General features: G+C 72.9%; 21 protein-coding genes. 14 read left to right on the forward strand and 7 right to left on the reverse strand.

Annotation, left to right across the window (positions count from 1 at the left end; genetic code table 11):
- Positions 1–2 precede the first annotated feature (2 nt).
- From Sm713_RS11195 to Sm713_RS11205, 3 genes are read left to right on the forward strand one after another with little or no spacing between them, the layout of a single operon-like run.
- Positions 3–1,760 (forward strand): hypothetical protein, encoded by a 1,758-nt coding sequence (locus Sm713_RS11195; RefSeq protein ID WP_212909468.1) that lies wholly within the window; start codon positions 3–5, stop codon positions 1,758–1,760.
- Positions 1,757–2,293 (forward strand): hypothetical protein, encoded by a 537-nt coding sequence (locus Sm713_RS11200; protein WP_212909469.1) that lies wholly within the window; start codon positions 1,757–1,759, stop codon positions 2,291–2,293. Before Sm713_RS11195 ends, Sm713_RS11200 begins: the two co-directional genes overlap by 4 nt.
- A 14-nt stretch (positions 2,294–2,307) precedes the next feature.
- Positions 2,308–2,817, forward strand: coding sequence for a nucleoside deaminase (locus tag Sm713_RS11205; RefSeq protein ID WP_212909470.1), 510 nt, complete (start codon positions 2,308–2,310; stop codon positions 2,815–2,817).
- A gap of 76 nt (positions 2,818–2,893) precedes the next feature.
- Here the strand turns inward: Sm713_RS11205 and Sm713_RS11210 are convergent, their stop codons facing one another.
- Positions 2,894–3,595, reverse strand: a complete 702-nt coding sequence (locus tag Sm713_RS11210) for a GntR family transcriptional regulator (RefSeq protein WP_212909471.1) — start codon at positions 3,593–3,595, stop codon at positions 2,894–2,896.
- A 237-nt stretch (positions 3,596–3,832) separates the two neighbouring features.
- Between Sm713_RS11210 and Sm713_RS11215 the strand changes: the two genes are divergently transcribed.
- The 9 genes from Sm713_RS11215 to Sm713_RS11255 all read left to right on the forward strand — a co-directional run bounded on the left by Sm713_RS11215 (position 3,833) and on the right by Sm713_RS11255 (position 15,922).
- Positions 3,833–5,116: a 4-oxalomesaconate tautomerase gene (locus Sm713_RS11215; protein ID WP_212909472.1), complete on the forward strand. Its 1,284-nt coding sequence runs from the start codon at positions 3,833–3,835 to the stop codon at positions 5,114–5,116.
- Entirely contained in the window at positions 5,113–6,138 is a 1,026-nt protein-coding gene (locus Sm713_RS11220) for an amidohydrolase family protein (protein ID WP_212909473.1), read from the forward strand. The genes Sm713_RS11215 and Sm713_RS11220 overlap by 4 nt, the downstream gene beginning before the upstream one ends.
- 138 nt (positions 6,139–6,276) lie before the next feature.
- A complete protein-coding gene (ligK, locus tag Sm713_RS11225; protein WP_283249802.1) occupies positions 6,277–6,960 on the forward strand; it encodes a 4-carboxy-4-hydroxy-2-oxoadipate aldolase/oxaloacetate decarboxylase in 684 nt (227 codons plus the stop codon).
- 128 nt (positions 6,961–7,088) lie between these two features.
- Positions 7,089–8,009: an amidohydrolase family protein gene (locus Sm713_RS11230; RefSeq protein WP_212909475.1), complete on the forward strand. Its 921-nt coding sequence runs from the start codon at positions 7,089–7,091 to the stop codon at positions 8,007–8,009.
- A gap of 84 nt (positions 8,010–8,093) precedes the next feature.
- The gene (locus tag Sm713_RS11235; protein ID WP_374195977.1) at positions 8,094–9,482 is read left to right on the forward strand and encodes an MFS transporter; all 1,389 of its coding nucleotides are present in this window, start codon (positions 8,094–8,096) and stop codon (positions 9,480–9,482) included.
- A gap of 199 nt (positions 9,483–9,681) precedes the next feature.
- On the forward strand, positions 9,682–12,108 hold the full coding sequence (locus Sm713_RS11240) for a SpoIIE family protein phosphatase (protein WP_212909476.1): 2,427 nt from the start codon (positions 9,682–9,684) through the stop codon (positions 12,106–12,108).
- A 312-nt stretch (positions 12,109–12,420) separates the two neighbouring features.
- Positions 12,421–13,524 (forward strand): ADP-ribosylglycohydrolase family protein, encoded by a 1,104-nt coding sequence (locus Sm713_RS11245; RefSeq protein ID WP_249416570.1) that lies wholly within the window; start codon positions 12,421–12,423, stop codon positions 13,522–13,524.
- Between the two features lie 107 nt (positions 13,525–13,631).
- Complete coding sequence (locus Sm713_RS11250) at positions 13,632–14,000, forward strand: hypothetical protein (protein ID WP_212909477.1); 369 nt, start codon at positions 13,632–13,634, stop codon at positions 13,998–14,000.
- Positions 13,997–15,922, forward strand: coding sequence for an esterase-like activity of phytase family protein (locus Sm713_RS11255; protein WP_212909478.1), 1,926 nt, complete (start codon positions 13,997–13,999; stop codon positions 15,920–15,922). The genes Sm713_RS11250 and Sm713_RS11255 overlap by 4 nt, the downstream gene beginning before the upstream one ends.
- Positions 15,923–16,091: 169 nt before the next feature.
- On the opposite strand, the gene Sm713_RS11260 is transcribed toward Sm713_RS11255, so the two are convergent.
- From Sm713_RS11260 to Sm713_RS11280, 5 genes are all read right to left on the reverse strand, one after another.
- The gene (locus tag Sm713_RS11260) at positions 16,092–17,777 is read right to left on the reverse strand and encodes a serine/threonine-protein kinase (RefSeq protein ID WP_212909479.1); all 1,686 of its coding nucleotides are present in this window, start codon (positions 17,775–17,777) and stop codon (positions 16,092–16,094) included.
- Between the two features lie 252 nt (positions 17,778–18,029).
- On the reverse strand, positions 18,030–18,980 hold the full coding sequence (locus tag Sm713_RS11265) for a PfkB family carbohydrate kinase (RefSeq protein ID WP_212909480.1): 951 nt from the start codon (positions 18,978–18,980) through the stop codon (positions 18,030–18,032).
- Positions 18,980–20,536 carry a cytosine permease gene (locus Sm713_RS11270; RefSeq protein ID WP_212909481.1) on the reverse strand — a complete coding sequence of 519 codons (1,557 nt, stop codon included), beginning with the start codon at positions 20,534–20,536 and terminating at the stop codon, positions 18,980–18,982. The genes Sm713_RS11265 and Sm713_RS11270 overlap by 1 nt, the downstream gene beginning before the upstream one ends.
- 159 nt (positions 20,537–20,695) lie before the next feature.
- Entirely contained in the window at positions 20,696–21,760 is a 1,065-nt protein-coding gene (locus tag Sm713_RS11275; protein ID WP_212909482.1) for an ADP-ribosylglycohydrolase family protein, read from the reverse strand.
- Positions 21,757–22,476 carry a GntR family transcriptional regulator gene (locus tag Sm713_RS11280; protein ID WP_212909483.1) on the reverse strand — a complete coding sequence of 240 codons (720 nt, stop codon included), beginning with the start codon at positions 22,474–22,476 and terminating at the stop codon, positions 21,757–21,759. Before Sm713_RS11280 ends, Sm713_RS11275 begins: the two co-directional genes overlap by 4 nt.
- A 175-nt stretch (positions 22,477–22,651) precedes the next feature.
- Between Sm713_RS11280 and Sm713_RS11285 the strand changes: the two genes are divergently transcribed.
- Positions 22,652–23,515 carry an SGNH/GDSL hydrolase family protein gene (locus Sm713_RS11285; protein WP_212909484.1) on the forward strand — a complete coding sequence of 288 codons (864 nt, stop codon included), beginning with the start codon at positions 22,652–22,654 and terminating at the stop codon, positions 23,513–23,515.
- 174 nt (positions 23,516–23,689) lie between these two features.
- On the forward strand, positions 23,690–24,910 hold the full coding sequence (locus Sm713_RS11290; RefSeq protein ID WP_212909485.1) for a carbohydrate-binding protein: 1,221 nt from the start codon (positions 23,690–23,692) through the stop codon (positions 24,908–24,910).
- A gap of 282 nt (positions 24,911–25,192) precedes the next feature.
- Here Sm713_RS11290 and Sm713_RS11295 read toward each other — a convergent pair whose 3' ends face one another.
- Entirely contained in the window at positions 25,193–25,441 is a 249-nt protein-coding gene (locus Sm713_RS11295) for a hypothetical protein (RefSeq protein WP_212909486.1), read from the reverse strand.
- Position 25,442: the final 1 nt, after the last annotated feature.

Consider the following 25,442-nt stretch of genomic DNA (forward strand, 5'->3'; position numbering starts at 1 on the left):
GCGTGATGCGGCGTCGATCGGGGCTGTGGGTCGCGGCAGTCGTCGGCGCCATCGTGCCGTTGTCGATGGCCGCTCCCGTGGGGGATGACCGGATCATCGCCTCGGCCCAGGTCAGCGTCGCGTTCTTCGCGACCATCCTCACCGGCGAAGCGGTGATCTTCGCCCTCGCGTTCTCCGCCTCCAGCGCTTGGCCGTCACTGCGAGAGATCGATGGGCACATCGCCTTTCGCGCGTGGGTCGTGGTCGGCTGGTTGGGAGCGATGCTGCTCGGGGCCGGGCTCCTGGTGGATGATCGTGCCACCTCGACCTGCGGAGCGGTCCTCTTCCTGGCGGCCGACCTGGTCGGCATCTACTCCTTTGTCAGGCTCTTCGATCTGGCCAGTGCCGGAGGACGCAAGCGGTTGCTGACCCGCACCCTGGGGCGGCGCCTGGCCGGCACCCGTGGATCGATCGCGGAGATGGCCGACCGGATCGTCGCCGACGACGTCCTCACCGCCTACGTGCGGGAACTGGATGCCGCCGTTGCCTCGGGTGACGGGAATGCGGTGCGTGACCGGATCGAGGAGCTGACAGCGGCACCGGCCACTTCCGCGGGAGCAGAAGCACGTGGCGGGCTCCATCTGGAGCTACTGCATCGGCTGAGCAAGGCCGCGCTGACGGGCAGGCTGGACGGCACGGTGGCCACCTCCTGCGCGCAACTGCTCGTCGACTCGCTGCTCGCGGATGTCGAGGCGGCCGGCCACTCGGCCGTACCGGGAGGGTTGAGCCGTGACCGAGCAGCGGCGGTGGCCGGCCACCTCGGCCGCTACCTTGCATGGCTGGCGAGCACCGCGTGGACGATGTCGATCCGTCAGGTGGCGTCCCCGGGGGTCGCACGCGAACTGGTGGCGTTCGCGGTCCGAGCGCGGGACTCCATCACGTTCACCCTCGATCCGGATCCACCGTTCGCGGTCACCGAGGCTGCACTGGGCAGTCCGATCGACAACCCGCTCGGCGTGCTCGTGTGGATTCGCCAGTTCGTGGAGTTCCACGGTTCTGCGCAGGCCAATGCCTTCTATCCGGTGTTCGAGTTGCTGACCGGAACGAAATTCGGGGGCAACTACTGGGACGGTGCCTCGATACTCACGGAGTTGCGTGAGGCGTTGTTCGGCACAGCGATGCGCGTCGAGACGGCTCAGGCCGAGCTCTCCCGCGCGGCATTCGGCAGCCTGGACGAGTTCGACCGTACCTGGACGCTGGTGTCCGTCGGGGCGCTGGCGACCCTGCGCGACGTGAACCGCACGCATCCGCCGGAGCTGATCCGGCCGGAATTCACTCCGGACCGTAAACTGCTCGCTGCCTATCTGCGCACGTATGCCTCGCATCGGTATGTGACGACTGCCGCCGAGGCGCACACCGTGCTGCTCCGGCTTCTGGGACATGCAGAGTCCCCGCAGTCGCTGTGGGCACGATCCAGCGAACTGGTGCGTGCGTGCAGCTACCCCGTGCCGCTGCCCGTGACCGAGCCGCGTGAGCGTCTCGCGGCCATCGTGCTGGCCGTCGCGTGCCGGTTGGCGCCCTTGTTCCCCGCGGACGATGCCCGGGAACTCCGCACGTTCCTGGAACACCTGCCCGCTGAGATGCTGGCCGGCGTCCACCGGCTGGCAAGCCGGGTGCTTCCCCCGGTGCGAGTGCCCGACACCACTCCGGATCCCGTGGAGGACATCGTGGGGCGACTGGAGATCATCCGCCTTCCGGTACCGGCGGCGGTGGCACCGTGACGCAGTCCGCCGTGGATATAGCCGCCTGGCAGGAGGCCATGTCCGTCCTGCCACGCAGCGGTTTCGACCGGCTGCTCGTCGTGCAGTGCTCCCTGGAGTGGCTGCGCCCCAGCCATCAGGCTCTGCGCGAGGACGTCGACGATTTGGTCTTCGACTGCTGCAACGCTGCTCCGGATCTGCCGATCGACCGCGTGATCCTGCACAGCCTGCCAACGCGGCAGGGCGCCGAAGAAGGCGACTTGGCCCGTCTCAACGCCGTGCACAGCGAGTGGACCTACCGTCTCGCCAGCACATCGATGCTGCTGAAGAACCCCGCGCTGCGAATACACCGCCTGATCGTGGACGGTGAACAGCGCCGGGCAGCCGTCGAAGACTTTCTCGACCTGCGCCGGCGCGGTTCCTGGTTGTGGCCGGACAGGACGCGCGCGATGATCGATCTCCTGGCCACCGGAAGGGGTACCACGCCGCTTACCGGATACGACCTCAATCTCGACGGACCGTTCGGAGACGCCGACCCGTCCGTGTACATCTAAGGAGCGAGTTGCTGATGTCGCAGGATTCTCTCGACAAAGTCGACCTGGCCTACCTGCAGCGCGCTGTCGAAATCTCCCGCCGCGCATTGGAGGACGAGCGCAACACGCCGTTCGGTGCTCTCATCGTCATCAACGGGGAAATCGTCGCCGAGGGCACGAGCTCGGTCGTCAAGCTGAATGATCCAACGGCACATGCGGAGGTCATGGCCCTGCGCGCGGCCGGTGAAGCACTCGGCCGGCATCTGTTCGAAGACGGAGTGATGTACGCCAGCAGCGAGCCGTGCCCGATGTGCCTGGTCGCCTGCTATTGGGCCCGTATTCCCCGGCTGGTGTACGGGGCGAACAGCCATGATGTCGCCACCTACGGGTTCGAGGACCTCCAGCTCTACCGGGAGCTGGCCTTTCCCGCGGAGCAGCGGAGTCTCCGTGGGCAGGGCGCCACGGGTTCCGTCAAGGAGGACGCCGTTGCCGTCCTCAAGCAGTGGGCTGACGCATTCCCGGAAACGGTTGTCCCGAAATACTGAGTGCGGGACTCCGAGAACCCCGCAGGCTGAGGCGCCACCGGAAAGCACGACCGGAAAGACGCAGCGAAGCGTGCCCTCACACCTCGCTGGCCTGCAGCTCGCTCTCCCGAGGACCCTCTCCGCCCGGTTTCGGCGTGGCGTCCAGCTCGCGGATCACGCTGTCCAGGTGCTCGCGGATCGCCGCCTCCGCGGCCTCCGCGTCGCCCGTCGTGATCGCCTCGATGATCGCCAGGTGTTGCGGGAGCGACTGCGAGGGGCGGCCGGGGCGCAGGGCCAGGCGGAATTGATATCGCACCATTTGTCCCTTTAGTCGCTCCAGGAGGCCGTCCGCCACCGTCTGGCCGCTCATCTCCGCGATGGCGGCGTGCAGCTGGCGGTTCAGGGCCGAGTACGCGCTCAGGTCGCCCTGGGCGACGGACTCGCGCATGCGGTTCCCGATCGCGGTCAGGGTCCGGCGGTCCTCCGGCGTGGCGAGCCGTGCCGCGCGGCGTGCGCACAGGCCCTCCAGGGCCGCCCGGCACTCCGTGATCAGGATCGCCTCCTCGACGGAGATCACCCGGACCCGCGCGCCCCGGCGCGGCACCAGCTCCACGAGGCCGTCGGCGGCGAGGTCCTGGAGCGCCTCGCGCACGGAGCTGCGGGTGACCGAGAGGGAGTCGGACAGCTCCTGCTCGACGAGCCGCTGCCCCGGCACCATGTCTCCGGACGACAGTGCCTGGCGGATCGCCGTGCTGACCACGCGCCGTCCCGCCTGACCGGTGAGCCGGTTGTCCGCCACTCCTTGCCGCCTTCCTCGCTGCGTTGCCGTGCCTGCGCCGCGGTGGATCCCGGTCGAGGGCGGTCGATGCCACGACGCATCCCGGCCGGCAGGGGGCTCCTGCCGCTCCGGCGTTCGACTTGGGGAGTTTATCCCCCCGGGTTACGTGCTGACGATAACGACACCTTTTTCGTCGAACTTATTGTCAACAATCTGGTCAACGGTTACGTTGACGCAGACAACGACGGAGGGAGAGCAATGGCGCGGCCCACCACGACCCCGGTGACCCGGCCCACGGACCCGTCGCCCCGGCTCACGGAGGGCGGCGCGGACCAGGCGGTCACCGGCGCCGGCCCACGTCCGAACGTGCGGGGCGGCCAGGTCGCCGTTCCCAGCTGGTTCATGCGCGGCGGCACCTCGCGGGGCCCGTTCTTCCGCGCGGCCGACCTGCCCCCGGACACCGCCGGACGCGACGCGGTGCTGCTGGCCGCGATGGGCTCGCCGGACCCGCGCCAGATCGACGGCCTCGGCGGCGCGACCCCGCTCACCAGCAAGGCCGGCATCGTGGACCGCAGCACCCGGGATGGCGTCGACCTGGAGTTCCTCTTCGCCCAGCTCCAGCCGGACAGCGACACCGTCGACACCACGCCGAACTGCGGCAACATGCTCGCGGCCGTGGTCCCCTTCGCCGTCGAGTCCGGCCTGCTGGTGCCGATCGCCGACACCACCACCGCACGCGTCCTCACCCTCAACACCGGCCTGACCGCCGACATCACCATCCGCACCCCCGGGGGCGAGCACGGCCGCTACGTCGACTACACCGGCGAGGCGGCCATCGACGGGGTGCCGGGCACCGCCGCGCCGATCACCATCGACTTCCTGGACACCGCCGGCTCGGTCTGCTCCGCGCTGCTGCCCACCGGGCGCGTCCGCGACACGGTCGAGCTGCCGGGCGTCGGGCCCGACGGATCCAGCGGCCCTGTGGACGTCACCTGCATCGACAACGGCATGCCCCTGGTGATCGTGGACGCCGCCGCCCTCGGCCGCACCGGCCGGGAGACCGTGGCCGCGCTCAACGCCGACACCGAGCTGAAGGAGCGCCTGGAAGCCCTGCGGCTGGTCTGCGGCGAGCTGATGGGCCTCGGCGACGTGCGCCCGAAGAACTACCCGAAGATGACCCTCGTCTCGCGGCCCGCGAACGGCGGCGCGATCGGCACCCGCAGCTTCATCCCGCACGTGTGCCACGAGTCCATCGGCGTGCTCGCCGCCGTCACCGTCGCCACGGCCTGCGTGCTCGACGGCAGCGTCGCGCACGACCTGGCGGAGCTGGCCCCCGGGCCCGACGCCACCGTCTCCGTGGAGCACCCGGCCGGCGAGTTCACCGTCGAGCTGGGCCTGGACCCGGCCGACCCCCAGCAGGTCACGAAGTCGGCCCTGCTGCGCACCGCGCGACTGATCATGGCCGGCGACGTCCTGATACCCCGGCACGCATGGCGCTCCGGCGCCCCGTCGGCCACCGGACCCGAGGAGCAGCGTCGATGATCATCGACATTCACGGCCACTACACCACGGCGCCGCCGGCCCTGGGCGCCTGGCGGGAGAGGCAGATCGCCTCCCTCACGGACCCGGCCGCCGCACCCGACCCGGCCGGCCCCCGGATCAGCGACGACGAGGTGCGGGAGAGCATCGAGGCGAACCAGCTCAGGCTGATGGACGAACGCGGCATCGACGTCACCGTGTTCTCGCCGCGCGCCTCCTTCATGGCCCACCACATCGGGGACTTCACGACCTCCGCCCGGTGGGCGGCGCTCTGCAACGACCTCTGCCACCGCGTCAGCACCCTCTACCCGGAGCGCTTCGTGCCCGCCGCGATGCTGCCGCAGTCCCCGGGCGTGGACCCGGCCACCTGCCTGCCGGAGCTGCGCCGGGCGGTGGAGGAGCTGGGCGCCGTCGCCGTCAACCTCAACCCGGACCCGTCCGGCGGCCACTGGACCGCGCCGCCGCTCACCGACCGCTCCTGGTACCCGCTGTACGAGAAGCTGGTCGAGTACGACATCCCGGCGATGGTGCACGTGAGCACCAGCGACAACGAGGCGTTCCACACCACCGGCGCGCACTACCTCAACGCCGACACCACGGCGTTCATGCAGCTCGTCCAGGGCGACCTGTTCGCCGACTTCCCGACGCTGCGTCTTGTCATCCCGCACGGCGGCGGCGCCGTGCCCTACCACTGGGGACGCTTCCGGGGCCTCGCGATGGCGCTGAAGAAGCCGCCGCTGGAGGAGCACGTCCTCGGCAACGTCTTCTTCGACACCTGCGTCTACCACCAGCCCGGCATCGACCTGCTGCTCGGGGTGGTCCCGCACCGCAACATCCTGTTCGCCTCGGAGATGATCGGCGCCGTGCGGAGCGTCGACCCGGACACCGGGCACTACTTCGACGACACCCGCAGATACCTCGAAGCCGCCGGCCTCTCCGCCCCCGAGCTGGCCGCGCTGCAGGAGTACCACGCACGCACCGTCTACCCCCGTCTTGACGCCCTGCTGACCCGCCAGGGCCGCTGAGAAGTACGGAAAGTACGGAACCAGGGCCCCTGAGAAGTACGGAGACCGGGGCCGCCGAGAAGCACGGAAGCCGAGCACGGCGACCCCGCCACCGGCCGGCCGACAGCGCGGAAGGAACGAAACGAAGACATGTCCGAACTGAACGAACTCGGTGTCGTCCACCGGAGCATCACCCGGGCACCGCGCGCCGACGTCGAGGCACTGGCGCCGTTCGGCGTCGCCACCGTCCACGAGGCGATGGGCCGCACCGGCCTGATGCGCCCCTACATCCGGCCGGTGTACCGGGGCGCCCGGATCTGCGGTCCCGCCGTCACCGTGCTCCTGCAGCCCGGCGACAACTGGATGCTGCACGTCGCCGTCGAGCAGCTGCAGCCCGGCGACGTCCTCGTGGCGGCCTGCACCACCGAGTCCGAGGACGGCTTCTTCGGCGAGCTGCTGGCCACCTCGGCGCGCGCCCGCGGCGGCACCGGCCTGGTCATCGACGGCGGCTGCCGCGACGTCGCCGATCTTGAGGAGATGGACTTCCCCGTCTTCAGCCGCGCCATCAGCGCCAAGGGCACCGTCAAGGCCACCCTCGGCTCCGTCAACGTCCCCGTCGTCTGTGCCAACGCGCTCGTCCACCCCGGAGACGTGGTCGTCGCCGACCTGGACGGCGTGGTGGTCGTACCGTCCGCGCGCGCCGCCGAGGTCGCCGAGGCGGCCCGCCGGCGCGAGGAGAACGAGGCCGGCAAGCGGGACAGGTTCTCCGCGGGCGAGCTCGGCCTCGACATGTACGGCATGCGGGAACCGCTCCAGAAGGCGGGCCTGCGCTACGTCGACTGAGTGAGCCGGGCAGACCCGGCACGGGGCGGCGCCGCCCGACCGACGGCGCCGCGCACCGCAGCGAGACGAGAGGGGGGCTCGCCACCGCTCCCGGGGACGCCCCGGGAGCATCGCCTTCGAGGAGAACCATGAGCGCAGCATTCACCAAGACGCCCGGGTGGCTGGACTGGTACCGGAACCCGTCCCGGCCGGCCTTCCGGCTGCCGGCCGGCACGGTGGACACCCACTGCCACGTCTTCGGGCCCGGCGACACCTTCCCGTACGCGCCCGAGCGCAAGTACACGCCCTGCGACGCGAGCGCCGCCCAGCTCTTCGCGCTCCGCGACCACCTCGGCGTCAGCCGCAACGTCATCGTCCAGGCCACCTGCCACGGCGCCGACAACAGCGCCATGCTGGACGCCGTCCAGGCGTCCGGCGGCCGGGCGCGGGGCATCGCCACGGTGCGGCCCGACATCAGCGACGCGGAGCTGCGGCGGCTGGACGCGGCCGGGGTGCGCGGGGTGCGGTTCAACTTCCTCAAGCGCCTGGTGGACACCGCGCCCACCGAGGACCTGGCCACCATCGCGGCGAGGATCGCCCCGCTGGGCTGGCACGTCGTCCTCTACTTCGAGGCGGCGGACCTGGGGGACCTGGAGGACTTCTTCACCGCGCTGCCCACCCCGCTGGTGATCGACCACATGGGCCGCCCCGACGTGGGCCTGCCCGCGGACGGACCCGAGTTCGGCCGCTTCCTGCGGTTCGTCGAGCGCGGTGACGTCTGGGTGAAGGTGACCTGCCCCGAGCGGCTCACCGCCACGGGCCCCGCGGCGCTCGACGGCGAGCCGCACCCCTACCGGGACGTCGTGCCGTTCGCCCGCCGGATGATCGAGGAGTTCCCGGACGCCGTGATCTGGGGCACCGACTGGCCGCACCCGAACCTGAAGAGCCACATGCCGGACGACGGGCTGCTCGTCGACTTCGTCCCGCAGGTGGCCGTCACCGCCGAGCAGCGGCAGAAGCTGCTGGTCGACAACCCGATGCGGCTCTACTGGCCCGGCGAAGCCGGCTGACCCCCAGGCGCCAGGCCCCACTCCCCACTTCCCAGTCCCGCCCCCCGCACCCGCTCCCCGTTCCCTCGAAACGAAGGCGTTCCGATGCACGACAAAGGCGCTCCGATACAGCTCGTCAACGCGGCAAACAGATTGAACCGGCTGCCCGCCGCCCGGTTCCACAAGGTCACCATCGCCATCGTGGCGTTCGCCTACTTCTTCGAGTTCGCGGACATCAACAGCTTCTCGATCACCGCGCCGCGGCTGATCAAGCTGTGGGGCATCACCGTCAATCAGGTCGCCTACGTGACCTCGCTCTCGTTCGTCGGGATGTTCATCGGGTCGATGGTCGCGAGCTGGATCGCCGACCGGTGGGGCCGCAAGAAGGCGCTGACGCTGACCACCGTCTTCTTCGGCCTCTTCTCCCTGGCGTCGGTCTTCTCCTGGGACGTCCTGTCGCTGGGCGTCTTCCGCGTGCTGACGTCCGCGGGCCTGTCCGCGATGACGGTCGTGGCGGTCATCTACGTCAATGAGATGTACCCCGCCGCCTTCCGCGGCAAGTACCAGGCCTACGCCATCGTCATCGGCATCTGCGGCACCCCGGCGACCAACCTGATCGCCAGCGGGACCGTGCCGCTCACCGACTGGTCCTGGCGGCTGGTGTACCTGTGGGGCGCGCTCGGCCTGCTCTACGTCTTCTTCGCCAGGAAGCTGAAGGAGTCGCCGCGCTGGTTCGAGAGCAAGGGCCGCCACCAGGAGGCGGAAGCGGTGCTGCGGGAGATAGAGGGCCAGGTCAGCGCCGAGAAGGGCGCGCTGGCCGAGCCCGCGCCGCCGGCCCCCGAGCCGGAGGAGCCGGGCAGGGCGCCGCTGCGCATGCTGCTCCAGAAGAGGTACCTCGCGCCGACCCTGCTGCTCACGGTCCTGTGGGTCACCCAGACCATCGGGTTCTTCGGCTACTCGACGTGGGCGCCGACCCTGCTCGCGAAGCACGGCTTCAGCGTCGGCAACTCGATCTTCTACGTGGCCCTCACCACGGTCGGCGCCCCGCTCGGGTCCTATCTGGCGGCGCTGGTCACCGACCGGTTCGAGCGCAAGTGGTGCCTGGTGGGGTTCGGCGCCGTCATCGCGGTCTGCGGCCTGCTCTACGGGCTGACCTTCAACCCGCTGCTGATCGTCGCCTTCGGCTTCCTGGTCAACATGTTCGAGCGCGGCTACACGGCGCTGGGGTACGCCTACTCCCCGGAGCTGTACGACATGCGGGGCCGCTCCCTGGGCACGGGCTTCTCCTACGGCCTCGGCCGCCTGTCGAACGCGGCCGGTCCGCTGATCATCGCCACGCTCTACAACGGCAGCGGCTACCGCAGCGTCTTCTATTTCATCGCCGGTACGTGGTTGCTGGGGGCCGCGGTACTCGCCCTCTTCGGGCCGAGCACGCGCAGGGCCCGCCTTGTGGCCCAGGGGGCGCCGTCGGAGCCGGAGCGGGCCGCGGCGTAGCCCTGCGGGCGGCCGGGGCCGGTGCCGCTGGGTGGGGCTTCGCCCCCCGCCGCAGGCGCGTACCGGCCGGCCGACGAACCCCGGCGTACCGCCACCGTCAGGCGGCCCCGTGTCGAACACGGTCGGGATTCTGTTCGATTTGTCCGGGTTACACTGATACGTCGAACCGTGTCGCTACGTCCCCCTTCAGGAGCAGGCGATGACCGCGCCCGCTGGACCGCCGGACGACCAGGGGTTCTGCCTCCCTGCGCTCGCGACGGCGATCGTGGACGGCACGGGAACGATCGTCGGCTGGTCCGCGGAGGCAGCGCGCCTCCTCGCCCGATCGGCCGAGGACGTGACCGGCCGCCCGGCCGGGGAACTCCTCGCGGACGGTGCGCGGTGGAAACCGGGCGAGAAGGGGCCGCTGCCCCCTCCGGGCCCCGGCCGGACCGTGCTGCGGACAGCGGACGGCGAGGGCGTGGAGGTCGCCTTCTGGGCGGCGGTGATGGGCGGCACGGCGGGGGCCATGCTGGTCCACTTCGTACCGGTCGACGTGGCCGTCGAGTGGGGGCAGGGGATCGGCCTGCTGCGCGCCCTGCTCGGCCAGCACGAGATCGGCATCTCCCTGCGCAGGCCGGACCTCACCCTCGAACGCACCAACATCACCTCGGGAATGTTCGGAGCCCCGGCCCTCAAGCCGGGCGACCGGTTCGACGACGTGGTGTGGTCCCGGGACGCGGCCGAGGCGGAGTCGATCCTCGGGCAGGTGGTGGAGACCGGCGTACCCGCGATCTCGCGGCAGCACCAGTGGCGATCCCTCCGGACCCCGCCGCAGGAGCACACGGTCTCGGTGTCCGCGTTCCGCATGGAGGACGCCCGGGGCGAGCCGTCCGGGGTCGCCGTCATCGTGGAGGACGTCACCGAGCAGGAGCGCATCCGAAGGCAGCGGGAGCTGCTGCACAGCGCGGCGACCCGGATCGGCTTCTCGCTGGACGTCCGCCGCACCGCCCAGGCGCTCGCCGACGTGGTCCACGAGATCGCCGACGTGGTGACCGTCGCCCTCGCCCCGTCCGTGCTCGCGGGGCGCGAGCTGGTGCCGACCGTGCGGGCGAGCACCCCCCTGGTGACCGCGGCGGTCTCGGCAGCCCGCGAGCTGCCCGAGGAATTCCTCAGCGTCGGGCGGCAGCAGCCGCGGATTCCGGACAGCGTCCAGCTCAGGGAGGTCCTTCAGGGGCGTTCCGTCGTCCTCAGCAAGGAGGAGGCCGTCAGATCCCTGAGGGAGGACGAGGACTTGATCGCGCAGCTGATCCCGCCGGACGGGGGATCGCTGGTGGTCGCGCCGCTGTTCGCGCGGGGGCTGATGCTCGGCACCGTCGCCGCCTGGCAGACCGCGGACTCGCCCGCGTTCGAGGACGACGAGGTGCAGCTCCTCGGCGAGATCTGCTCACGGGCGGCCCTCGGCATCGACAACGCCCGCCGCTACGCCCACGAGCACCAGGCGGCCGTGGGGCTCCAGGAGCGGCTGCTGCCGCGTCCGGTCACCGATGTGACGGCGGCGCACACGGTGGGGGCCTACGCGCCGGCAGGTGGCGGCGCGGGTGTCGGCGGGGACTGGTTCGACGTCATCGAGCTGCCCTCGCTACGGGTCGCGTTCGTCGTCGGCGACGTCGTCGGACACGGCATCCAAGCCGCGGCGGGCATGGGCCGCCTGCGCACCTCCGTGCAGAACTTCGCCATCCTGGAGCTCGAACCGGCCGAACTCCTCGGCCACATGGAGGACCTGGTGCAGCGCCTGGCCGCCGAGAGGCCGACTCCCGGCAGCGAAACGATCGGCGCCACCTGCCTGTTCGCCGTCTACGACCCCACCACCCGGCAGTGCACCTTCGCCAACGCGGGACAGCCGCCGCCCGTGCTGGTCAGGCCGGACGGCAGCACCGCCCCCGTCGACGTCCCCCCGGGCCCGCCGCTGGGCGTGGGCGGGGTCCCCTACGAGTCCACCACCGTCACCCTGGAACCGGACACGCTCCTGGCGCTCTTCACCGACGGCCTGCTGGCACTCGCGCCCTACGCGGACGGGGACGGGGACGGGCAGCGGAGCGTGGAACGGCGCCTCGCGGAGCTGTACCGGGAGGGGCGCTCGCTGGAGGCGATGGGCGACGACCTGCTCGCCGGCGCCGTCCGCTCCGAGCCCCGTGACGACATCGCCGTCCTGCTGGCCAGGGTCAACGCCGTCGACCCCGGCTCCGTCGCCGTCTGGGAGTTCCCCGCCGAGGCCGGCTCGGTCGCCGAGGCCCGGACCGCCGTCATCGGGCAGCTGGAGGCCTGGGACCTCACCCACCTGGTCTTCACCACCGAACTGGTCGTCAGCGAGCTCGTCACCAACGCCGTCCGCTACGCCTGGGCCCCCATCCGCGTCCGCCTCCTGCGCGACCAGGTCCTCATCTGCGAGGTCAGCGACCCCAGCAACACCCAGCCGCGCCTGATGCGGGCCGGCGGCACCGACGAGGGCGGCCGGGGACTGTTCATCGTGGCGCAGTGCACCACCCGCTGGGGATGCCGCTACGGCAGCCGGGGCAAGACCATCTGGACGGAACAGCCCCTCCAGGCCGGCGAGAGCCCGCTCATCTCGCTGCCCGACTTCTGACCGCACGCGCCCGCCGCGCGTGGCGGCGCGGGAGCGCGCGGGATCGTCCCACGTCCCGGACGGGCCGGACCACGTCCGGACGGCCCGGACAGGAAGGGACCCGCCGTGTACGACGCCACCGACCCGATCGATCTGCTCACCCACGAACTCGCCCAGCTCACCGAGTCCGGCCACGCGGTCACCGGCCCGGACCGTGCCGCCGTCCACGACGCCGCCGAGGCGGGGCGCGCCCTCGACCAGCTCGCCGGTACGCCCCGCGCGCCCGGCTGGCGGTACGAGGAACCCGGCGACCTGCCCGGCATCCTCGCGGCCCTGCCCGAGGACGGCGTCCCCGCGGCGCGGCCCGGCCCGCCCACCGGCTACCCGGAGCGGCTGCTCGGCGCCTGGACGGGGCGCGTCGTCGGCAACATGCTCGGCAAGCCCGTCGAACTGGGCGACTACTGGACGCCCGCGAAGATCGCCGCGTACCTGCGGGGGGCCGGCGCCTACCCGCTCGCCGACTACGTCCCGCTGACGAAGGCCGCCTCCACGCCCCAGTACCGGCTCAGGGAGTGCCGGCCGGAGACGACCAGGGGCAACATCGACGGCTCCTCCCGGGACGACGACGTCGACTACACCATCCTCAACCTGCACGTCCTCCAGAAGTACGGCCCGGACTTCAGCACCGCGGACATCGCCGCCGAGTGGCTGGCGCTGCTGCCGTACCTCCAGACCTTCACCGCCGAACGGGTCGCCATCCGCAACCTCGTCGCCGGCCTGCCCTCGGAGCGCTGCGCGGCCCACCGCAATCCGTACCGGGAGTGGATCGGCGCCCTCATCCGCGGCGACGTCTTCGGCTACGTCTGCCCGGGCGCCCCGGCGCGGGCGGCCCGGCTGGCGTTCCGGGACGCGTCGCTGTCGCACACCGGCAACGGCGTCTACGGGGAGGTGTGGGCCGCGGCCCTGGTCGCCTCCGCGTTCACGGCAGGCACGGCGCGCGCCGCCGTTGACCGCTCGCTCGCCTACGTGCCGCGGCGCAGCCGGCTGGCCGAGGCGCTGAGGGCGACCGTCGCGTCGTTCGACTCCGGCGCCACCTGGGAGGAGACGATCGCGCTGATCGGCACGCGGTACGGGCACTACTCCTGGATCCACACCGTCAACAACGCCGCCGTCATCGCCGCCGGACTGCTGCACGGCGACGGCGACTTCACCCGGACCATCGGGCTGACCGTGCAGGGCGGCCTGGACACCGACTCCAACGGCGCCACCGCGGGCTCCGTCGCCGGCGCCCTGTCCGGCGCGGCACGCATCCCCGCGCACTGGACCGCACCGCTGCACGACCGCGTGCGCTCCGCCGTGTTCGGCTTCGACGGCTCCCGCATCACCGGCCTGGCACGCCGCACCGCCAGGCTCGCACCGGACTTCGCCGGCGGCTGACGGGGCATCGGGCGGAACTCGCTCCCGAACTCCCCGCGATCTCCCGTAGAGTTGTTCGAGGGTGCCATGTGCCGCGCCGTGGGGGCGTTGCCCGTGGGGGACATGCCATGAGGGTTGTGATCTCGGCCGAGGGTGACGGCCGTGCAGAGGATCTCCAGGCGTTGCAGGACTGGCTGCTCACCGACTCGGCCCTCGGCGGCGGCCGGGCCACCGTCGAGGCGCCCCGGGCGACCGGCGGCCGGATGGGGATCGGGTCCGACGAGATCCAGGTGATCCTCGGCGCCGCCGCCTTCGGCCTCGAACTGGCCCACTCCATCCGCTCCTGGCTACGGGCCCGGCACGGCACGCCCCGCGTGGTCATCGTCGTCAGCGGCCCCGAGCAGGCGGCACGGATGGCACAGGCCCTCGGCGGCGCCGTGGACGTCCGCACCGAGCCAGGGCCCGCCGGCGGCGACACGGGCCGGGAGGAGGCGTGAGCACGCCCGCCTCCGCCCCGCTGGGGCACATCGACCCCGCGCGCTCGGCCTGCCTCCTCATCGGGGTCGACGCGTACGAGTCGCTGGAGCGGCTCCGCAGCGTCGAGCACAACCTGACCGAGCTGACCCGGGCCCTGCGGGACGAGAACATCGGTGCCTTCGGCGGCAACCGCGTCACCGCCCTGCCGAACCCGGCCAGCGCGCTCGCCGTCACCGAGGCCATAGGCGAGGCCGGCGCGCTGGCCGAGGACACCCTGCTCGTCTACTACGCGGGCCACGGCCTCGTGGGCCGCGACGGGGAGCTCTACCTCACCCTGCCGACGTCCCTGCCCGGCCGGCACGAGAGCTGGGTGGACGCCCGCGATGTCCGCGCCGCCGTCGAGCGGGCCGGCGCGCAGCGCTCCGTCGTCATACTCGACTGCTGCTTCAGCGGCCGGTACATCCCCCAGGGCGTGATGTCCGCCGGTGCGGTGGAGACGGCCGTGCAGTCCCTGACCGAGGACAGCAAGTCGTTCACCCTGACCTCGGCGCCGCGCGACCGCGTCGGCCACGCCCCGGACCCCGACCGCTGCTCGGTCTTCACCGGCGCGCTGGTCAAGGTCCTCAAGGAGGGCAAGCCGGACGGCCCGCCCATGCTCACCCTCGACATGGTCTACGAGCGGTTGCGGACCGTCATGAAGGGCGTGCCCGAGGCGCAGCGGCCCCAGTGCCACGACGACAACAACCTCGGCGGCCTCGGCTTCGTGCGGAACGCCGCGCTCCGGCTGCCCCCGTGGGCCCCCTCGGGACCGCCGCCCGCGCCGCGCCGCCGCTGGCCCGCCGCCCTGCTCGGCGCCGCGGTCGGCGCGGCCCTGGCGGTCGGCGGGCCCGCCCTGTGGCCGCACCTGCACCACGCGCCGTCGACGGGGGACTGCTCGCCGGACGCCGCGCTCCTCGGGTACTCCGACGCCCTCGACAAGGTCCGCAAGGCCAACGACCGGGTCAGCGGCCTGTCCGGCCTGGCCTTCGACCCCCAGCGCAGCGACCGCGTGTACGCCGTCTCGGACAACGCCACGGGCCTGATCGTGCCCGTGCGGATCGGGGCGCCCGGCCACCTCGACCCGGTGGCCGGCGAACCGTGGACCCTGCGCGGCGCCGACGACAAGCCCATCGGCGCCTGGCTGGACGCCGAGGCACTGGTGATGGAGAAGGGCGGCGGCACGGTACTGGTGGCGTCGGAGGACGGCCCGGGGATCCGCCGATTCGACCTGGGCACGCGGCGGCAGACCGCCTCCTTCAAGGTGCCCCCGGGCCTGCACGTCGCCCCTGCCGGAACGGCACTCGCCGGCCGCTCCTTCGAGTCGCTCGCCGCCTCCCCGAAGGGGGACCACCTGTACGCCGGCATGGAGGCCCCCCTCGCACAGGACGGCGACTGGCACGGCCAGGGACTGATCCGCATCCAGCGCTACACCGGCGCTCCCGGCAAGACGTACCGGCCGGACCGGCAGTACGAGTTCGTGGCCGACGAGGGCATGTACCTGGTGGAGCTCGCCGCCCTCGACGACCACCGGCTGCTCGCGCTGGAGCGGCAGTACACGGTGGGTCTCGGCAACGCGATCCGGGTCCGCCAGATCGACCTGAGCGAGGCCCCCGACGTCTCCCGCGAGCCGTCGCTGTTCAGCCAGCCGTCCGACCTCCAGGCCCCGAGCGTCCCCGTCTTCGACCTCGCCGACTGCCCGTCCGGCGACCCGGGTTCGGTCCGCTCGACGGGACCCCAGGCCAACCCGCTCCTGGAGAACGTCGAGGGCATGGCCCTGGGCCCCACGCTGGACTCCGGCCCCTACCGCGGCCGCCGCCTGCTCCTGATGATCTCCGACGACAACGACAGCGCCAGCCAGATCACCCGCCTCTACGCCCTGGCCGTCAAGCCCGCGGGCGGCTGAGAGCGCCGGACCCCACCGGGCGCGGCGTCCGCACCCGGGACCGCGGGACCCGCCCACCGCGGGACCCGCCCACCGGGGCGTCCGCCCCGGCCGGCGGAGGCGGCGCCCTCCCCGGCGGCCCCCTCCCGTCCCGGAGACGGGCCGCACGCCGTCGTGCCGGGGCGAAGGCTCAGCTCAGCGGCTGGTACCGGCCTCCCGCATACGAGAGAAGGGCCAGGCGCAGGCCCTTCGCCCAGTCCATGCGCTCCTTGTCGCCCCGGCAGATGATCCGGTACTCCAGCTCCTGCGCACCCCGCCCGCCGGGGCGTTGCAGCCAGGCGGGGACCGGGGTCCTGCCGGGGTCGTCGACGAGGGCCCGCACCCTGATCGTGCGGTCCTTCCCGCGGCCCTCGGTGAACGAGACGGCGGCCAGGGCACCCCAGGGGAGCGTGAACGACCGTTTGCCGTGCCGGATCGACAACCCCTCGGCGTCGGCGCGCAGATCGGCCCTGATGAGGAAGGGCAGCTCGGGCACACCGGCGATGAGCAGGACGAGCCCGGCGAGGGCGCCGCCGGTGGCCAAGCCGAGGGTTCCGGCGCCGTTGGCGCTCGAACCGCCGTAGATGGAGGCGAATCCCGCGGCGGCCCCCAGTACGGGGCCCCACATCCGCCGCCAGACCACCCGGGCCCCGCCCTCCCGCGCGTCGAAGGGCTCCGCCAGCAGCGCCGTGGCGGCGGGGGACAGGGCGCCGAGGGCGGGCTGCCGGAGGTCCGCGGGCGAGCCGCCGTCGCCCGCGGCGGGTCGCCCGGCGGCGGGCCCCTGGGGCACGGACGCGGGCCGGCCCGAGGCGGCGCCGTCCGGGGTGGCCACGGTGGGCCTCAGGGATCCCACGGGCACGGTGTCGGGCATGCCGCCCTGGGGCGGTGCCTCCGCCGTCCGCGTCACGTCCTCGGGCGGGTCGAGCACGGTGGGCGGCCTGCCGGCGCCCGGCGGCGTGCTGCCGGCGGACGGGTCCACCACCGTGGCGGCCCGGTCCTGGAGCTGCCCGCCCGCGGCATCGACGGGGCGGGCCGCCAGGCGCTCGGCGACCTCCGCGGCCGTGGGACGATCGCCCGCGTCCTTCGCCAGGCAGGCCGTCACCACGGGCCGCAGTTCCTCGGGGACCCCGCTCATGTCGGGCGGCTCGTGCACGACCCGGAAGAGCAGGACGGGGGTGGCACCGTGGCCGAAGGGACCGCGCCCGGTGGCGGCGTGGATGAGCACCGACCCGAGCGAGAAGACGTCGGACGGCGTGTCGACCGGACCGCCCATGGCCTGTTCCGGCGACATGAACCCGGGGGTGCCGACCAGCCAGCCCGTCTTCGTGAGCTCGGTCCCGCCGTCGCTCTCCAGTGCCTTGGAGATGCCGAAGTCGATGACGCGGGGGCCGTCGTCGAGGATGAGGACGTTCGACGGCTTGAGGTCCCGGTGGACCAGTCCGACCCGGTGGAAGGCCGCGAGCGCCTCCGCGAGCCCGGCTCCCAGTCTGCGCACCCTGGCGGCGTCCAGCGGCCCCTGCCGCGACACCAGCTCCGCGAGGGACGGTCCCGGTACGTACTGGCTGGCCACCCAGGGCCGTTCCGCCTCCGCGTCGGCGTCCACGACGGGTGCGGACCAGAACCCGCCCGCCCGCATGGCCAGTTCGACCTCGCGGCGGAACCTGCGCCGGAACCCGGGGTCCTCGGCGACCTCGGGGCGCACCAGCTTGACCGCGACCTGCCGTCCGGACCCCGACTCGCCCAGGTAGACCTGCCCCATGCCCCCGGCCCCGAGCCGGCCGACCAGCCGGTACGCGCCGATGGCCCGCGGATCGCTGTCGGAGAGCGGCTCACTCATACCGTCGCCGCGCATCCGATCGCCGCCGCTCCGCCGGGGCCGGCCCATGCCTTCGTTTCGATCTTGAACTGTGTCACGCGCTTCATCCTCGGGTCTCGTCCCCGACCGCCACAAGCTCAGGTCGGCAACGGGCTCGCCACAACACCGAGCGTGGCGGGGCGGTATCCCTGGGGTGCGGTGCGGTGCGGTGCGGTGCGGTGCGGTGCGGTGCGGTGCGGTGCGGTGCGGAGGGCGTGGCGAGGGCGCGAGTGGTCACAACCCCCGCGGCACCCGGGACACCCCGAGGAACCCCACGAGTTCCGCCCGCGTGGGCGCCGTCGCGGGCCCGTGCCGGCCAACCGCCCAGGCCGCCGCGGCATTGGCGGCCCAGGCCGCGTCCCGCACCGCCATCCCCTCCCCGAGGAGGGTGAGGAAGACCCCGGTATGCGCGTCCCCCGCCCCGCTGCTGTCGACCGCCTCGACCGGGACCCCCGGCACGTGCACGGCCTCACCCCCGGGCGGGGCCACGAAGCAGCCGTCGCGGCCGGCTCGCACGAGGACACCGGTGCCGTCCCCGAGCCGTTCCCGGAGTGCCGAGGCCGCCGCCGCGGGCCCGTCCTGGATGCCGGACAGCAGAGCGGCCTCGCGGTCGTTGCAGCTCAGCCAGTCCGCCCGCGCCAGCACGGGATCCAGCACCGAACGGGGGATGTCCGCGACGAGCGGCCCGGGGTCGACGCAGACGGTGACCCCGGCCGGCAGGCCCGCCGTGAACCGTGCGAGCGGCGGCCCTCCGGCCGGCTGTGCGAGGCTGTAGCCGGAGACGTCCACGATGTCGTCGGGACGGAGCCGGCCGGCCACCGCCGCGGTGTCCGCGTCGGTGACGGTGGCCTCGACCCCGAAGCCGGTCACGAAGGTCCGCTCCCCGGGGTCCACCAGCGCGACGGTGAACCCGGTGTCACCGTCGCCCCGCGCGGGCAGCAGCACCGTGATGCCCTCGGCGGCCAGCGCGGCCCGCGCCAGGTCGCCGTTGGGCCCGGTGCCGTGCAGCCCCGCGTACGCCGCCTCGCCGCCGAGCCTGCGCACCGCGACGAGCGTGTTGAAGCCGCCGCCGACGGTGCGTTCGGTCCGGGTGGCGGCCATGTCGCCGCCGCGCTCGGGCAGCGCCGGCACGTCGAGCACCAGGTCGACGATGACGTTGCCGGCGAGGACGAAGCGGCGCCCCATCACCGGGCCTCGGCGGACCCGGCGGCCGAGGCCGGCGACGTTGAGGAGGAGGACGCTGAGGAACGGGAAGAACCCGAAGGCCCCGGCACCGCCGCCGCAGACCCCTCCCCGTCGCTCCCCTCCACCGCTCCCTCACCCGGTACCGGCCGCGCGAACACCCCGTACAGCAAGGCACCGACAGCCATCGAGACGGCCCAGCCGAGCCCGTTGGTGCCCAGCCAGCTGTGCGCGAACGGACCGGAGAACCACACGTCGTCGGCGCTCGTGGACGCCTCCGTGAACAGCAGCCCGCCGACGATCGCGACGGCCCAGGCGAGCACCGCCGGCACCCGGAATCCCGCCGTGTACCAGTAGCGGCTGGTGCGCCGGGTGTCCATGAGCCCTGCCGGGTCGAACGTCCTGCCGCGCCCGGAGTCCACCAGCACGATCCCGATCCACGCGGAGATGGGCACGGCCAGCAGCGTCAGGAAGGTCGAGAACGGGCCGTAGAAATCCTTCGAGATCAGCATGAAGTAGATGCCGCCGAGGAACATCAGCACGACGTCCAGGCCGACCGCGAGCGGCCGGGGCACCCGCACGCCGAGGGTGATCATGGTGAGGCCCGCGGAGTAGGTGGAGAGGTGGTTGGACATCAGCAGCCCGCCGAAGGCGGCGATCAGGTACGGCACGGCCATCCAGGACGGCAGCATGCCGTTGATGGCGGCGACCGGGTCGGCGTCGCCGGCGAGCGTGCTGTCGCCGGCGGACAGCAGGGACCCGAGGGAGATCAGCACGAGCAGCGGGATGCCGGCGCCGAACGCGGAGGCCACCACGAGCCGCCCGCCGGGGATCCGCCGGGGCAGGTAGCGCGCGTAGTCGGCGCCCGCGTTGGCCCAGCCGATGCCGGTGCCGGCCGCGATGAAGCCGATCCCGCCGATCACCGCGCTCAGCGGCCCGGTGTGCGCGTGCACCACCTTGCTCCAGTCCACCGTGTCGACCAGGAACCCGATCACGACCAGGTTGAGCAGCCCGAAGACCACGGTGGCCCACTTGTTGATCCACATGATCGTGGCGTGCCCGAGGCCGCTGATCAGGAGGGTGCACGCGATGAAGATCAGCAGGCAGAGCAGGGTGAGCCAGGTGCTCCGCCCCGCGCCGAAGAGGTGGTTGAAGAGCGCGAGCAGCGCGTACGCCGCGGTGGTCGTGCTGATCGTCTCCCAGCCGACCCGGCTCAGCCAGCTCACCAGCGTCGGCCCGGCGTTGCCCCGCTGCCCGAAGACGGCCCGGGAGAGGGTGAGCGCGGGGGCGCCGCCCTTCTTGCCCGCCAGGCTCAACACGCCGACCAGTGCGAACGAGCCGAAGGAGCCGATGAGGGCGACCGCGATCGCCTGCCAGATGTTGAGCCCGCGGAAGGCCACCAGGGTGGCGCCGAGCGGCAGGCCGAGGATGCTGATGTTGGCGGCGAACCACGTCCAGAACATCTGGAAGGCGTGGCCGTGCCGCTCGCTGTCGGGTACGGGCTCGATGCCCCGGGTCTCGACGGTGCCGACGCGATCGCTCGTCGTCGTAGCGGTCATGACGGGACCTCCTTGCGTGGTGCGGTGGGCGGGTGGTGCGGGGGGTGGCAGGGGGACTGCTGGGGGCCTTGTCGCGAGGTGACGGGGTGACGGACGGGGTGACGGACGGTGTGGCGGGAGGGGGACGGCCGGCCGCACGGGTATGCGGCCGGGCGGGCGTCACCGCAGGGTGAGCAGCCGGACGGTGAGGGGTTCCAGGTCGAGGGAGTTGACGTCGCGCAGGGTGCGGACGGCGTCGGCGGGCAGCGCGGCCAGGCCGTGCACCGCGCCCGCGACGGCGCCGGCCATGGCGGCGATGGTGTCGCTGTCGCCGCCGAGGTTCGCCCCGGTCAGGGCGGCCTCCCAGGGGTCGCCGCCGGTGAGGGCGAGCACCGCGAAGGCGGCGGGGACCGACTCCTGGGAGGCGACGCTGGTGCCGACCAGGTCGCTGATCAGGTCGAGCGCCTCGCCCGGCGCGCGCCCGCGCACCAGGCCGCAGGCCCACTCGATGCGGGCCGCGATGTCGGCGCCCGCGATCCAGTGGCCCCGCCGGGCGCCCGCGCGTGCGGCGGCGACGGCCGCGGCGATGGCGTCGTCGAGCCCGGCGCCCTCGATGCCCGCGCTGACGGCCGCGGCGACCGCGCACGCACCGGCGATCCCGACGGTGGTGTCATGCGTCACCTGGCACGACTGCACGACCCGGTCGACCAGCGCGGCGAGCGGCTCGGGGCGGGTGGCGATGCCGACGGGGGTGACGCGCATGGCGGCGCCGTTGGTGCTGCCGTGCCGGCCGGCCTCCTCGGGCGGCACGCCGCGCGCCACCGCGTCGAGCGCCGCCTTGGTGGAGGGGCCGAGCAGGTCGAGCGACCCCTTGGCCCGCATGTCCTTCTCCCAGCGGAGCAGTTCGTCGGCGAGCCGCATGGGGTCGATCCGCCCGCGGCCCTCGTCGAGGAGCCGGCCCACGATGACGGCCTGGTCGGTGTCGTCGGTGACCGATCCGGCGGGCATCCCGGCGCTCACCGGGTTGTCCGGGCGGGCCGGCTCGAAGCCGGTGACGGTGCCGTAGACCCGGGCCACGTCGGCGCGCGACATCACCTGGGTGGGCATGCCGAGCGCGTCGCCGAGCGCGAGGCCGTAGTACGCGCCGAGGGCGCGGTCGAGGCGGGGGTCGCGGTCGAGGCGGGGCTCGCGGTCGGGCCGGGGGTCGCGGGCCCCGGAGTACCCGGAGTCATGGGCCGCCGTCATGACCGCTCCCCGAGGCCGGAGCGGATGCGCAGCTCGAAGTGGGCGGGGTCGAGGAGGCTGGTGATCTGCTCGACCACCGATCCGTCCGCGGCCCGGTACACCTGGGACAGGTACAGGAACGACGCGCCCGCCGAGCGGTGCAGCACCTCCGCGTCCGCGCCGTCGAGGCCGCGCACCGCCACCCGGCCCTCGCCGGCCGTGCCGATCCGGCCCAGCGATATCAGCGTCCGGTTCAGCGAGCCGTCCACGAGGCCGCGCTCCGGCAGGGCCGCCGCCTCGCCGACGGCGGGCACCCGGCTGCGCTCCAGCGAGACGCCGGTGCCGTCCGGCAGGCGGCGCACGCGGTCGAGCGCCACGAAGGCCTCGCTCCCCAGGCCCAGCTCCGCGGCGAGCGCCGGGTCGTCGAGTACCTGGAATCCCAGCACGTCCGTGGTGAGCGGGGTGTGCTGCCCGGCGAGGGCCTGCGCCCAGCCGAGCCGGCTGTTCAGGGGGGTCCCGTCGAACGTGACGATGGAGCCGATGCCGGCGTGCGTGCGGATCAGCCCCTCCTCGCCGAGCACCTGAAGCGCGTTGCGGAGGGTGGTCCTGCTCACGCCGAAACGCTTGGTGAGCGCGTGCTCTCCGGGGAGTCTGCTGCCGTCCGAGTGCATTCCGGAACGGATCTCGGCGGCGAGCACCTCGGCGATGCGGTGGTGTTTGTGAACCTGTCCAGGCATGTCTAGAAGCTAGGCCTGCCGTGCCACTCCCGTCCAGACCCGCATGAGTAGCCGTTCGTGTGCAAACCGTTGCCTCGGTATCTACTTGTCAGTAACTTCAAGGGGTGTGTCGCGCCACACCCGGCGGCGTCCGCCCCGGGTGACCCCCTCGCGTCTGACGTCGAAGGAGAATCAGATGTCGTTGCGCGCTCTCACCGCCGGCCTCGCCACCGTCACCGCCACCCTTGCCGCCCTCACCCTCGCCCCCGCCGCCCAGGCCGATCCGCTGGACTACGCCGCCCTCGGCGACAGTTACAGCGCCGGCTCCGGAGTCCTGCCGCTCGACCTGGGCGCCCCCCTGCCGTGCGCGCGCTCCGCGGCCGACTACCCGCACGTGCTCGCCGCCCGCACCGGTGCCCGCCTCACCGATGTGACCTGCGGCGGCGCCGAGACCAAGGACTTCGCCGGAGCGCAGTACCCGGGCGTCGCGCCCCAGCTCGACGCGCTCGGTCCCGGCACCGACCTCGTGACGCTGACGATCGGCGGCAACGACAGCGACACCTTCATCGACGCCGTGCTGGCCTGCGGTTCGGCCGGTGTGCTCACCGGCGGGCACGGCAGCCCGTGCAAGGACACGTACGGCAGCTCCTTCACCGACACGGTCGACACCAGGACGTATCCCGCCGTGCGCGCCGCGGTCCAGGCGGTGCGCGACCGCGCGCCGGGCGCGCGCGTCGCCGTGCTCGGCTACCCCTGGATCCTGCCGTCCTCCTTCGACCCGTCCTGCTTCCTCAAGCTGCCGATCGCCTCGGGTGACGTGCCGTACATCCGGGACCTGCAGACCCACCTCAACGACGCCGTCCGGCGCGCCGCCCAGGAGACCGGCGCCGTCTTCGTCGACTTCTCCGGCGCCTCGGAGGGGCACGACGCCTGCGCACCGATCGGCACCCGCTGGATCGAGCCCGTCCTCGGCGGCACCAACTACGTGCCGGTGCACCCGAACGCCCTCGGCGAGCGGCGGATGGCCGAGCAGGTGATCGGCGTGCTGGGGCTGGGCTGAGGCGCCGGGGCCCCGGGGGGTGCGGTTGCCTCCCGGGGCCTCTGTGGGGGGCGTCAGGGGTATCGGGTGAGGCGGTCAGGTCAAGGAAAGGAATTGGTCTAGTCCAAGCCATTGACTTGATCCTGACAACGACCGGATGCTGATGCCCCCTTCACCGAACCAGGAGACCTGGACATGAGACGTCTTCGTGCTCTCCTCAGCGGTACCGCCACGGCCGCGCTGGCCGCCGCCGGACTCGTCGGCCTGACGACCGCTCAGGCAGACGGCGCGCCGGCCGCGGCCGACCAGCTGTCCAACCGGTGGTACGCGGCGGCGCCGTATCTGATGCCGCTCGACAACGACCCGCCCAGCGCCACCGCCATCATGGACGCCACCGGGCTCAAGGCGTTCCAGCTGGCGTTCGTCCTCGCCCCGAACGGCGGGGGCTGCACGCCCACATGGGACGGCACCGCGCCCGTCTCGAACGACACCGCCGTCGGCTCGGTCATCAACGCCATCCGCGCCAAGGGCGGTGACGTCTCCATCTCCATCGGCGGCTACAACGGCACCAAGCTCGGCCAGGCGTGCGGCACGCCCGAGGCCACCGCCGCCGCGTACCAGCAGGTCATCACCAAGTACGGCCTGCACGCGATCGACTTCGACCTGGAGGAGCCGGAGTACGAGAACACCGCGGCGATCCACAACGAGATCGGCGCGGCGAAGATCCTCCAGGGCAGCAACCCGGGCCTGTACGTCTCCGTCACCACGGCGGGCACCGCCGCGGGCACGGGCTGGTTCGGCCAGCAGATGCTGAACGAGGCCAAGGCGCAGGGCTTCACCCCGAACAACTTCTCCATCATGCCCTTCGACGGCGGCTTCAACGGCGCGTCGTCGCAGACGGCGGCGCTCACCGCGTTCAACGGCATCCTGCGCTCCACGTTCGGCTGGAGCGAGGCCACCGCCTACGCGCACGAGGGCTTCTCCGGGATGAACGGGCGCAGCGACGCCGGCGAGATGTTCCCGCAGGACGCCTTCCGCACCGTGCTCGACTACGCCACGTCGCACGGCATGGACCGCTTCACCTTCTGGTCGCTCAACCGCGACCGCCAGTGCAACCCGCCGGACAACGGCGGCCGCACCTCGGGCACGTGCAGCAGCGTGCCGCAGGGGGCGTGGGACTTCGCCAAGTACTCCGTCGAGTTCGCCGGAGCGACCCCGCCCGACAACCCGCCGCCCACCGACCCGCCCGGCAGCGGTACGTGCACGGCTGCGGCGTGGGACAGCACGAAGGCGTACACCGGGGGCCAGGAGGTGTCCTACCAGGGGCACGACTGGAAGGCGAAGTGGTGGAGCCAGGGGGAGGTGCCCGGCAGCACCGGGGAGTGGGGGGCCTGGCAGGACGAGGGTCCCTGCTGAGACCTGCGGTCGGCTGTGGCCGGTGGGGTGGTTCCGGTCGTCTTCCGGCCCACGGTGGGCCGTGGTTCTCGCGCAGTTCCCCGCGCCCCTGTCAGGCGGGGCTGCGCCCCGGCCCACCCAGGGGCGCGGGGCCGTGGCCCTGACGGGACCCGCACGTCGTCACTCACCCGAGGGAGCCGGGGCCCCTCTGTTGTGCCGGCCGACCGGCAGACGCGCGCCGGGGACCGTGCGACGGCCCAGGGCCATGACCAGGGGGCGTCGCCCTCGGGCCGGTTCTCGCCCTCAGCCGGCGACCGGGGCCTCCTCGGCTGCCGTCCCTGCCGCCGGGTGATCCTCGATTGCCGTCCCGGCGGCCGGGCGTTCCTGCGCGGCCGTCCCGGGCCCGGGGGGCTCCTCGTCGGCCGGAGGCGGCGTCGCGCCGGCACCGGCGGTGTTCTCGCCGTCCGCTGCCCGGCGCCTTTCCCGGGCGATCTCCCTGGCCCTCCGCTCCGAGTACAACCGCATCTCCGCCTCTGCCCTGAGATCGAACACT

Origin of the sequence: Streptomyces sp. TS71-3, from assembly GCF_018327685.1 — a bacterium.
GTDB lineage: Bacteria > Actinomycetota > Actinomycetes > Streptomycetales > Streptomycetaceae > Streptomyces.

Coding starts and splice junctions, on each gene's coding strand:
- Sm713_RS11235 (WP_374195977.1), top strand. CDS start 8,094: ATGCACGACAAAGGCGCTCCGATACAGCTCGTCAACGCGGCAAACAGA.
- Sm713_RS11260 (WP_212909479.1), bottom strand. CDS start 17,777: ATGAGTGAGCCGCTCTCCGACAGCGATCCGCGGGCCATCGGCGCGTAC.
- Sm713_RS11290 (WP_212909485.1), top strand. CDS start 23,690: ATGAGACGTCTTCGTGCTCTCCTCAGCGGTACCGCCACGGCCGCGCTG.
- Sm713_RS11265 (WP_212909480.1), bottom strand. CDS start 18,980: ATGGGGCGCCGCTTCGTCCTCGCCGGCAACGTCATCGTCGACCTGGTG.
- Sm713_RS11240 (WP_212909476.1), top strand. CDS start 9,682: ATGACCGCGCCCGCTGGACCGCCGGACGACCAGGGGTTCTGCCTCCCT.
- Sm713_RS11270 (WP_212909481.1), bottom strand. CDS start 20,536: ATGACCGCTACGACGACGAGCGATCGCGTCGGCACCGTCGAGACCCGG.
- Sm713_RS11215 (WP_212909472.1), top strand. CDS start 3,833: ATGGCGCGGCCCACCACGACCCCGGTGACCCGGCCCACGGACCCGTCG.
- Sm713_RS11220 (WP_212909473.1), top strand. CDS start 5,113: ATGATCATCGACATTCACGGCCACTACACCACGGCGCCGCCGGCCCTG.
- Sm713_RS11205 (WP_212909470.1), top strand. CDS start 2,308: ATGTCGCAGGATTCTCTCGACAAAGTCGACCTGGCCTACCTGCAGCGC.
- Sm713_RS11275 (WP_212909482.1), bottom strand. CDS start 21,760: ATGACGGCGGCCCATGACTCCGGGTACTCCGGGGCCCGCGACCCCCGG.
- Sm713_RS11230 (WP_212909475.1), top strand. CDS start 7,089: ATGAGCGCAGCATTCACCAAGACGCCCGGGTGGCTGGACTGGTACCGG.
- Sm713_RS11280 (WP_212909483.1), bottom strand. CDS start 22,476: ATGCCTGGACAGGTTCACAAACACCACCGCATCGCCGAGGTGCTCGCC.
- Sm713_RS11250 (WP_212909477.1), top strand. CDS start 13,632: ATGAGGGTTGTGATCTCGGCCGAGGGTGACGGCCGTGCAGAGGATCTC.
- Sm713_RS11285 (WP_212909484.1), top strand. CDS start 22,652: ATGTCGTTGCGCGCTCTCACCGCCGGCCTCGCCACCGTCACCGCCACC.